Raw genomic sequence first — 9261 nt, 5'->3', positions numbered from 1 at the left:
CCGTTCAGGCAGCCTTCGCCGAAGAATTGTCCGGGCTCCATGATCCCGACCACGGCTTCCTTGCCCTGTTCGGAGACGACGAGAACCTTGATCCTCCCCTTCTGGATGTAGAAAACGGTATCCGCGGCGTCGCCTTGCGAGAACACGACCTGGTTCTTGTCGAAATTCAATATGGCCTTGCCGTCGCCGACCTTGGCGAGAAAGAGTTTTGGGTCGAACGCGCTTTTCGCCGCTCTTGGCATGACGTCGTCGAGAGCCTGGTGGAAGGTCAGTTTAGCAGGTCCGGTGCCGGGCGCGTTAGGCAAATCTTGCTTACACCCTCGGACCTGCCGGTGATCCCGACCACACAATTGTGGCGGCGGCTTCGGCCGGCTCGCCATAAGCCTCGCCTGCGCTCAATGCCGTACGACCGTCTGATGCCGGTCCTTCATGAGTGCGGCATCCAGCTCTGTTTGGCTGATCGCGTAAGACTGGATCAGCAGTTGGGAGGCAGACCTCGCGGGCGTCTGAAACAGCGTCGCCACGCGCCGATAGGCGACTCTCGACAACCCTTCGATCTGCTCGTCGTCAGTGAGGACGACATATTCACCGGCGGGCTGAGCGCCCTCGAGGCCCTGAAGTACGAAGGGATTGGCGAACGAAACGGTGGTCCGCGTTGTTCTGATGGTCAATATGAGATCTCCTGGACGAACCTGCAGAGGCATACCGGTCACTTGCCGACGCTGCTCGTCGTGCCGGGCGGGAGACGGCCGTTAGAGAACTCTATCGGTTGGCTCGCTCTGCCGCAGAGCAGAATTGCTCACCTTTGAAGGAATGGTCCGCAATTGATCGTGAGCCGCGCGCCGATCACGCGATCGGCATCTGAGCACTTTTGCACATCATCCACCCCTGCTCAGGTCTAGGCTGACCGGCGATGGAACACCGCTTGGTCGTCCGTTGGTGTGAAAATGAACATCCTGGTGAAAGCCTTTTCGTCATATTGGCTGTGGGCATCGCGGCCGGTTGGCTTGCGGGCCAGATGAATGGCGGCCCCGGTTCGCACCCCCGTGCTGGGGCCGCTTCCTCGCGCGTTTCCCTTCAGCTGCTACCTGGCTGATCTCATCGGATCGTCCATGGATATTTTGCGGACGTTCCCGCACTTGGAGCATTCGAAGATTCGCAGATTGGGACCGTCGCAATTTGCCCCGACGTGGACCAGAATCATGCGGCTTTGGCAGGCCGGGCAGAGCGGCCGGGGTATCGGAATCAGCGTCGGTTCTGGACGAGCATAGACCTCGGACATATGAAGCTCCTGCCCATATGGCGGGGTACGCTGGACCCGAAGCCGCCGCCGATGACAGCCGATTCGACGGCTGCGATGTGGTGAGCATGCCGCGCTCGCCTGTCAGCCTCGGTTCAATATTGCTCACATTGCCGGAAAATCGCCGGCCGGCCGGCAATGCGTCCGACCTAACCCTTTCCATCTCAGTCGCGGTGTGTCATGGGGGGCAGGCTAATTCGGCGACAACGCCGGCTCCCGGCGTGAGCAATATTGCTCAGCAGGACATCCTGGTACGGATCAATATGAGCGCGTGCGGGGCACGACCTCATAACTGCTGCCGGAGGCGTCCGTGGGCGATAACAGTACTTCTTCGGTGGACATCGGGAGCAGACCAGAAATGACTCAAGGAACGCCGGAGATCCGCGCGTCGGCGCAGTTGCTCGCCCGCTATCGCGAGGCCGACAGTGCGCGCGGTGTTCTCGAACTGGTGATCACGGCGGTGCCGCTCTGCGTCATCTGGGCTCTGATCTGGGCTGCTCTTGACCACGGCTATTGGTTTGCTCTGCTGCTCGAGGTGCCCGCGGCGGGTTTGCTGGTCCGTCTGTTCATGATCCAGCATGATTGCGGACATGGCTCGTTCTTCCGCGGCCGCGTTGCGAACGACTGGGTCGGCCGAGCCATCGGCGTGATGACACTGACACCGTACGATTACTGGCGGCAAAACCATGCCCGCCATCATGCGAACTCCGGCAATCTCGATCACAGGGGCTCGGGGGACATCGATACGTTGACCGTGCGCGAGTTTCGCGACCAATCGCGATGGCGCCGGATGCTGTATCGTTTGTATCGGCATCCCATCGTGATGTTTGGCGTCGGTCCCACGTATTTGTTCATCTTGAAGCATCGGTTGCCGGTCGGGCTGATGCGCGGCGGCTGGAAGCCCTGGCTGAGTACGATGGGCACGAACGTCGCGATCGCGATTCTCGTCGCTGTGATGATCCGGCTGGTCGGCTATGGGCCACTCCTGCTGGTCCACCTGCCGATCGTCGTTCTGGCGGCGTCGATCGGTGTCTGGCTGTTCTACGTCCAGCACCAGTTCGAGCACACCTACTGGTCCCATGACGAGACCTGGAATTTTCACGACGCTGCGCTGCACGGCAGCTCGCACTACCAATTGCCGGCTGTCTTGCGATGGTTCACGGCAAATATCGGCGTCCACCACATCCATCATTTGAGCAGCCGAATTCCCTGCTATCGCCTGCCGGACGTGTTGCGGGACCATCCGCAGCTCGCCGGCGTCGGACGGATCACGCTGCTGCAGAGCCTGCGGACCGTGCGGCTGACCTTGTGGGATGAGGAGCGGCTGCAACTCGTTTCCTTTGGAGAGGCTGCCTTGACCTCAACCGCCTCGCCGACGGCGGTCGCCTCGCGGCGGGGTCGCTGAAGGTCGTGAATGCACGCGCCCCCAGCTGCGTTTGCGGCTGAGGTTCGGCCGGACGGTGCTGGGCGTTTAGCCACCTTTCTCGACCAAAGCCTGTCGGTCCAAAGAATATAGGCCGGTTTCCGGCCGCATCGCGTGACCCGGATTGTGATCGCCGGGAGCTCCATTTCCGCAATGGGGACAAAAGCCGGCGGATCCGCCCCCTCCAAGGCGGACATTCTGCCGCAGCGATCGCCGCCAGCCTCAGGCCAGCCCCGGCCGCGAGCCACTCTTCCGCCTGCGCAAGCCGTCGTATATGAGAGATTTGTCGCCGGAACGTGCCGAATATCGCCACAGACGGAACGTATGGCGGCTGCGATTTCTTAATCCAAAGATCGCAATCTGAGACGTGATCGACATGAGCGCGGACTGGCATTTCGACCGGGGCATGGCATGAAAAACCGACTGACGACGGCGCAATCCACCCTGGCGATGCGGCGTTGGGCCCATCCCGGCATGATTGCGCTTGCGACGCTGGCCGTGCTTGCCGTGGTGAACCCGGCGACCGCGGCCAAGCAGGCGCGCCAGCCGGCCGAGGCGGTGGCGCCGCGGGAGGCCGGCGAGCCGATCATGGCGATCGTGTCGATCAAGAGCCAGCAGGTCACCTTCTACGACGCCGACGGCTGGATCCTGCGCGCGCCGGTCTCGACCGGCACCACCGGGCGCGAGACGCCGGCCGGCGTTTTCGCCGTCGTCGAGAAGGACAAGGACCACCACTCGACCATGTATGACGATGCCTGGATGCCGAACATGCAGCGCATCACCTGGAACGGCATCGCGCTGCATGGCGGGCCGCTGCCGGGCTATGCCGCCTCGCACGGCTGCGTGCGGATGCCCTTCGGCTTTGCGGAGGGGCTGTTCGACAAGACCAACATCGGCATGCGCGTGATCATCTCGCCGAACGACGCGGCCCCGATCGATTTCACCCATCCCTCGCTGTTCGTGCCGAAGCGCGAAGCCATTGCGGCGGTGCCGAGCCGGGCCGACAAGCTCTCCGCCGAGGCCGAGGAGGCGACCCGGGCCGCCGACGAGGCCAAGAAGGCCGCGGCAATGGCCGCGAAGGAGGCTGCATCGCTTCCCACCTCGCTGCGCAAGCTGGAACAGCAGAAGGCCCGCGCCGATGCCGAGCTCGCCTTCGCCGACAAGACGCTGGCGGCTGCAAAGACCGATCAGGCCCGCGCCAAGGCCGAGGAGCTGAAGCAGAAGGCCGCCACCAGGGCTGCCGATGCGGCAACGCAGCTCGACACCGCCAAGGCCGCTGCGCAGCCGAAGCGCGACGCGGTCGCTGCCACGAAGGAGGCCGCGAAGGCGACTGCGACCAAAAAGGCCGATGCGGTCAAGGCGGCGACCGACGCCAAACTCGCGCTCGAGCCGGTATCGGTCTACATCAGCCGCGCGACGCAGAGGCTCTATGTGCGACGGAACACGCACAAGCCGGCGCCGGATGGCGGCGGCGAGGTGTTCGACACCAGCATCGAGGTCCCGGTCACGATCCGTAATCCCGACCGGCCGCTCGGCACGCATATCTTCACCGCGATGGCGAAGAACGATACCGGCCTGCGCTGGAGCGTCGTGACGATCGAAAACGGCGACGACGCCAAGGACGCGCTCGACCGTATCACCATTCCGCAGGACGTGTGGGATCGCATCGCGCCGACCGCGTTGCCGCGCTCGTCGATCATCATCTCGGACGAGCCGCTGAGCAGCGAGACCAATTACCGCACCGAATTCGTCGCGGTGCTGAGCAACCAGCCCCAGGGCGGGTTCATCACGCGCAAGCCGACCGCGCCGATGGACATTGCGAGCGACGACAGCTGGGACAATGGCGGCAACGGCTTCGGCTTCTTCTTCCAGCGCGATCCGAACCCGCAACCCGTCAACCCGCGCCGCCAGCGCGGCGGCTACCCGTATTATCAGCCGGCGCAGCCGATGCCGCGGAGCTTCTGGTAGGACGCGGGACGCAAGCTGAAGCGTCCCGCAACTACGGTTGCGCCGTGATCACCAGCGCCTGGATCTTGCCCTCGACCGGTCCGGCTCCATGGCGCGTTCGGATCGCCTCGGCAACGGCGTCCGTCGCAGCCTGAAGCTTGCTCGCATCCCTTGCCTCGATCTCGTTTCGTAGCGGCGTTCCCTGGCAGTATGCGAACGCCACATATTCGGGCGTCGGCGCGCGGCTCACCGCGGGAAGCGTTTCGATCGAGATGTGACGAAAGCCCGCCTGCTCCAGATCGGCCTTGATCACGGCCTTGTCGTGATAGCCGTGCGGCGTCCGCGCCATGAAGCGCGGCGGATCGTCGGGAAAGATCTTTCCGAGCACGGCCGTCGCCTCGTCGGCGAATACGTTCTCCTCGATGCGGTCCCACACGTTGAACACGAACGTGCCCTGCGGCCGCAGGACCCGCTTCGCCTCGGCGTAACCCATGATGCGATCCGGAAAGAACATGGCGCCGAACTGGCAGCAGACCACGTCGAACGCGGCATCGTCGAAGGGCAGCGCGGTGGCATCCGCCTGGCGCCAGGACATGCGCTCGTCTTCGCCCTGGCGCTGCGCCGCGACCGCGAGCATCGGCTCGTTGAGGTCGGTTGCGACGTAACGGATGCCGGCAGGCAGCGCCGCCGCCACGGCGCGCGTGACCGCGCCAGTGCCTGCGGCGGTTTCCAGCAGCGTAGACGGGGCGAGCGCGGCGACACGCCTGGCGATGTCGGCGGCGTAGTGGGAAAAGATCAGCGGGACGAGATACTCGTCGTAGATTTTCGGGATCGAGCCGGCGAAGACCTTGTCGGTGGAGGACATGTTTGCCTCGCTGAAGGTTCGGACACGGGATCAAGCTACCATGGAACGCCATCTACCGCGCGAGCAGCGACGTGAACCCCGCCGGTTCCTGCATCCGGGCATCCACCTTCTTCCTTCCGCCTGGCTGGCACGTGGATGGCCGGGACAAGCCCGGGCATGACGCTGCGGAAGCTTCAGTGCACGGAACGCCCACCTCATATGCGGACGCGGCGGCCAGTGACCGGTCCTACGATTTCGCGACAACCTCCCGGATCGGCCGTGATCCATCCCAGTTCATCGCCGCTTGCCGGACCTTCTCGAAGAACGGCCCCTTGGTGCCGCTGATGTCGGAGATCTCGATCACGGTGCCCGGATGCGCCTGGGTGTCGAAATAGGCAAAGCGTCCCTTGTCGCCACCGATCTGGCCCTCGTGGCCCACTTTGTAACCAAGTCCGAGCGCCTTGTCGTAGAGCGCCTGATAGTCGTGGCTCCAATACGACATGTGCTGGAGGCCTTCGTGGCCGGCGTCGAGGAATTCCCTGTAGAGCGAGGGCGCGTCGTTGCGCTGCTGGATCAGCTCGATCTGGAGGTCGCCGGAATTGGCCAGCGCAATGCTCATCTCGACGGCGGAGTCCTGGCCGCGATGACGAAACCAGTCGGTCCGGACGCGGTCCATGTAGTACCAGGGGCCGACGCCCATTACCTCGATCCAGTGCTTCATCGCGGCGTGGATGTCCCGCACCACATATCCGTTCTGGCGCACCGCGCCGAAGATGCGGCTCATGCCCGCGCTCCTCTTGCCGCCTTGTTCACTTGTCCTCGATTCACTTGACTTCGATGCCGGCGTCCTTGGCAACCTGCTTCCAGGCGGCGATGTCGCGCGCGTTGATGTCGCGCTGCTCCTCGCCGGGCACGAATTGCGGCGTAATGCCGAGCGCCAACAGCTTGTCCTTCACCTCGGCATCGCCGAGCGCGTCCTTCAGGGCCGCCGAGAGCTTCTTCGCGACCGGCTCGGCAAGGCCTGCCGGCGCATACATCGCCCAGGACAGGCTGCGGTCGAACGCCACGCCCTGTTCCTTGTAGCTCGCGACGTCAGGCAGGCTCGGCGAGCGCTCGCCGCAGGCGGCCAGCGCCTTGATCGAGCCGTCCTTCACCAGCGGCGTTGCGGTCGCCATGTCGAGCGTGGCGAGCGAGATGTGGCCGCCGAGCAGGTCGCCGGCGAGTTTCGCGATGCCGTTGAAGGGCACGTGGTCCATCTTGATGCCGGCCTGCTGCATCAAGATCTCCGCGCAGAATTGCCCGGTCGAGCCGACGCCCCAGCTGCCGTACTGGATCGGCTCGCCCTTCCTGGCGAGCGCGATCAGGCCCTTGATGTCATTGGCGGCAAAATCCTTGGTCGCCACCAGCATGATCGAGGAGGTGCCGACGCGGCCGATCGTCGTGAAATCCTTGATCGGATCGTAAGCCAGCTTTGGATAGATCGCGGGCGCCAGCACATGCGTGGTCATGCCGCCGATGGTGATGGTGTAGCCGTCGTTCGCTGCCGCCGCCACCATCTGCGTGCCGAGCGTGCCGGCCGCGCCGGTGTGGTTCTCGATATAGACGCTCTGTCCGAGCGTCTTGCCCATCTTGTCCGCGAGCAGCCGGCCGATCACGTCGCCGCCGCCGCCGGCCGCATAGGGCAGCAGCATCCTGATCTTGTGGCTGGGGTAGGCGGCCGGGTCCTCGGCGCGCGCCGGCAGCGACACCGATAAGGTAAGCAACCACAATATGATGATGCGCAGCTTCATGATGGTTTGCCGCGCGGACAAAAGGCGAGCGAAGCGCGCCATGACGTCGTCCCCCAAATTGCTCTCCGCTTATCAAGGCAGCGGAGTTGAATGCGACCGCTCTGGCGGAGTTGTTGCTGAGCCGCGGCCGGCGATCCTCGTACAGGAAGCCCGGCGGCGATCGTTGGTCCGGTTGACTAGCGAACGATCGTTCGTTAGTCAAGCGCATGGCTGTCCACACCTCCAGCGCGGCGGAAGCGGCCGCGCCCACCACCCGCGAGCGCATCCTCATCGAAGCGCTCAATCTGTTCGCGCAGAGCGGCTATGGCGGCGCCTCGATGCGCGAGCTCGCGCGCCGCGTCGGCATTCGCGAGAGCAGCCTCTACAATCATTTCGCCGGCAAGGCCGCGATCCTCGAAGCGATCGTTGCCGAGCACGGCCCGGCCAGCTCGGCGAGCCGGCTGGAGGAGCCGCGCTACAAGCAGCTCGCGCGCCAGCCCGCCGCGTTCTGCCGGCAGTTTGCATTGGACCTCGTCGAGCAATGGTCCGATCCGCGCGAGCATCAGTTCCAGAAGGTGATCACCGCCGAGCGCAACCGCGTGCCCGGCATCCGTGCCAAGTTCGCCGACCATTTTTACGCGCGCGAGCAGAGCCTGATGACCGATTACTTCCGCGGCTTCGCGCTCGCCGGCCTCGTCGCGACGCCGGATCCGCGCGAGACCGCACGGCTGTTCGCGGCGGGCCTCATCTATATCCGCCTCGAACATTACGTGATGGGCGCGACGCCGTCCTCGCGGCCGAAGGTGATCGAGGCGATCGACCGCTATCTCGCCTTCTTCCTGTCGTTGATCGCGGCAGGCAACGGCGACGACAAGAAACGAAAACCCAAGGGAGAAACGCGTGGCAAGGCTGCCCCTGATTGATCCGGAGACGACGAGCGGCGACATCCGCGCCTCGTTCGACCGCATGCCGGTCAAGCTCAACATCTTTCGCATGATGGCGCATGCCGAGGCCAACATGATCCCGGCGATGCGGCTCGGCAATTCGATCCTGCACAAGCAGAAGCTCTCGGCGGTCAACCGCGAGCTCCTGATCCTCCAGGCCGCGCAGCTCGAAGGCGGCGCGTATGAGTGGCGCCAGCACGTGCCGATCGCGCTCGGCGTCGGCTGCACGCAAGGACAGATCGATGCGGTCGAGCGCTGCGAGTACGATGCTGCCGGCTTAAGCGATGCCGAGCGCGCGCTGCTGAAATTCGGCCGCGAGGTCGTCGAGAACGTCCGCGTTGCGGAAGCGACCTTCGCCGGCATGCGCCGCCACTTCAGCGACCAGGAGATCGTGGAATCGATCGTCGCGCTGGGCTTCTACATGATGATGGCGCGCCTCACCGAGGCGACCGAGACCGACCTCGATCCCGCGGCCGGCATGAAGGTCTATGACGGCGGCAAGAAATAGGCGGAGCGCATGGCTGAGAATTCCGAGATCAAGCCGGAGCGTTACGTCCGTCCGCCGAGCGCCGAGTCGCTCGGCGACGTGCCGGGGAGGGGACGTCTCAGCGGACGCCGCATCCTGATCGTCGGCGGCGGCCAGCGCGTGTTCGATGCCTTAACCGATCCGATCGGCAACGGCCGCGCCATGAGCATCCTCTGCGCCCGTGAAGGCGCGCAGGTCGCAGTCGCCGATCTCAACCACACCTCCGCCGAACAGACGGTGAAGCGCATCACCGACGAAGGCGGCGAGGCCTTTGCCATCGCGGCCGACGTCACGTCCGAGGCCGACGTTCAGCGCATGGTCGACGATGCGCACCGCGCGCTGGGCGGGCTCGACGGCATGGTTCTGAACATCGGCACCTTCGGCAAGGTCGGTCTCGATGCCGTCAGCCCCGAGGAGTGGAACAGGATCTACGACGTCAATGTCCGCGGCCCCATGCTGTGCTGCCGCGCCGCCCTGCCGAAGTTCGACAATGGCGGCGCCATCGTCT

Annotated in this window: 10 protein-coding genes; 5 read left to right on the top strand and 5 right to left on the bottom strand. The window is 64.6% G+C overall.

Translation table 11 applies throughout. The annotated features are described in order from the left end of the window. Both AC1D00_RS13820 and AC1D00_RS13815 read right to left on the bottom strand, forming a co-directional pair. The coding region (locus AC1D00_RS13820) for a cyclic nucleotide-binding domain-containing protein (RefSeq protein WP_477011047.1) at positions 1-380 on the bottom strand (380 nt) is incomplete at its 3' end. 15 nt (positions 381-395) lie between these two features. After that, complete coding sequence (locus AC1D00_RS13815) at positions 396-671, bottom strand: hypothetical protein (protein WP_135176808.1); 276 nt, start codon at positions 669-671, stop codon at positions 396-398. A 987-nt stretch (positions 672-1658) separates the two neighbouring features. Between AC1D00_RS13815 and AC1D00_RS13810 the strand changes: the two genes are divergently transcribed. Beyond that, positions 1659-2705 (top strand): fatty acid desaturase, encoded by a 1047-nt coding sequence (locus AC1D00_RS13810; protein ID WP_135176810.1) that lies wholly within the window; start codon positions 1659-1661, stop codon positions 2703-2705. A gap of 429 nt (positions 2706-3134) precedes the next feature. Next, entirely contained in the window at positions 3135-4691 is a 1557-nt protein-coding gene (locus AC1D00_RS13805) for a L,D-transpeptidase family protein (protein WP_477011046.1), read from the top strand. A 31-nt stretch (positions 4692-4722) separates the two neighbouring features. On the opposite strand, the gene AC1D00_RS13800 is transcribed toward AC1D00_RS13805, so the two are convergent. The 3 genes from AC1D00_RS13800 to AC1D00_RS13790 all read right to left on the bottom strand — a co-directional run bounded on the left by AC1D00_RS13800 (position 4723) and on the right by AC1D00_RS13790 (position 7304). Then, positions 4723-5535 carry a class I SAM-dependent methyltransferase gene (locus AC1D00_RS13800; protein WP_477011045.1) on the bottom strand — a complete coding sequence of 271 codons (813 nt, stop codon included), beginning with the start codon at positions 5533-5535 and terminating at the stop codon, positions 4723-4725. A 226-nt stretch (positions 5536-5761) separates the two neighbouring features. After that, the gene (locus AC1D00_RS13795) at positions 5762-6298 is read right to left on the bottom strand and encodes a VOC family protein (protein ID WP_404558671.1); all 537 of its coding nucleotides are present in this window, start codon (positions 6296-6298) and stop codon (positions 5762-5764) included. 40 nt (positions 6299-6338) lie between these two features. Continuing rightward, a complete protein-coding gene (locus tag AC1D00_RS13790; RefSeq protein WP_477011048.1) occupies positions 6339-7304 on the bottom strand; it encodes a Bug family tripartite tricarboxylate transporter substrate binding protein in 966 nt (321 codons plus the stop codon). 206 nt (positions 7305-7510) lie between these two features. On the opposite strand from AC1D00_RS13790, the gene AC1D00_RS13785 reads away from it, so the two are divergent. The 3 genes from AC1D00_RS13785 to AC1D00_RS13775 all read left to right on the top strand — a co-directional run. Then, positions 7511-8206 carry a TetR/AcrR family transcriptional regulator gene (locus tag AC1D00_RS13785; RefSeq protein WP_271574037.1) on the top strand — a complete coding sequence of 232 codons (696 nt, stop codon included), beginning with the start codon at positions 7511-7513 and terminating at the stop codon, positions 8204-8206. Continuing rightward, positions 8184-8735, top strand: coding sequence for a carboxymuconolactone decarboxylase family protein (locus tag AC1D00_RS13780; protein ID WP_477011044.1), 552 nt, complete (start codon positions 8184-8186; stop codon positions 8733-8735). The genes AC1D00_RS13785 and AC1D00_RS13780 overlap by 23 nt, the downstream gene beginning before the upstream one ends. A gap of 9 nt (positions 8736-8744) precedes the next feature. Continuing rightward, positions 8745-9261 (top strand): SDR family NAD(P)-dependent oxidoreductase (locus tag AC1D00_RS13775; RefSeq protein WP_477011043.1); only part of this gene is annotated, 517 nt, incomplete at its 3' end.

Source organism: Bradyrhizobium sp. P2_E8, assembly GCF_056403875.1.
Note: the sequence above shows the minus strand (reverse complement) of the source record. Positions and strands in the feature narration are given on the sequence as shown.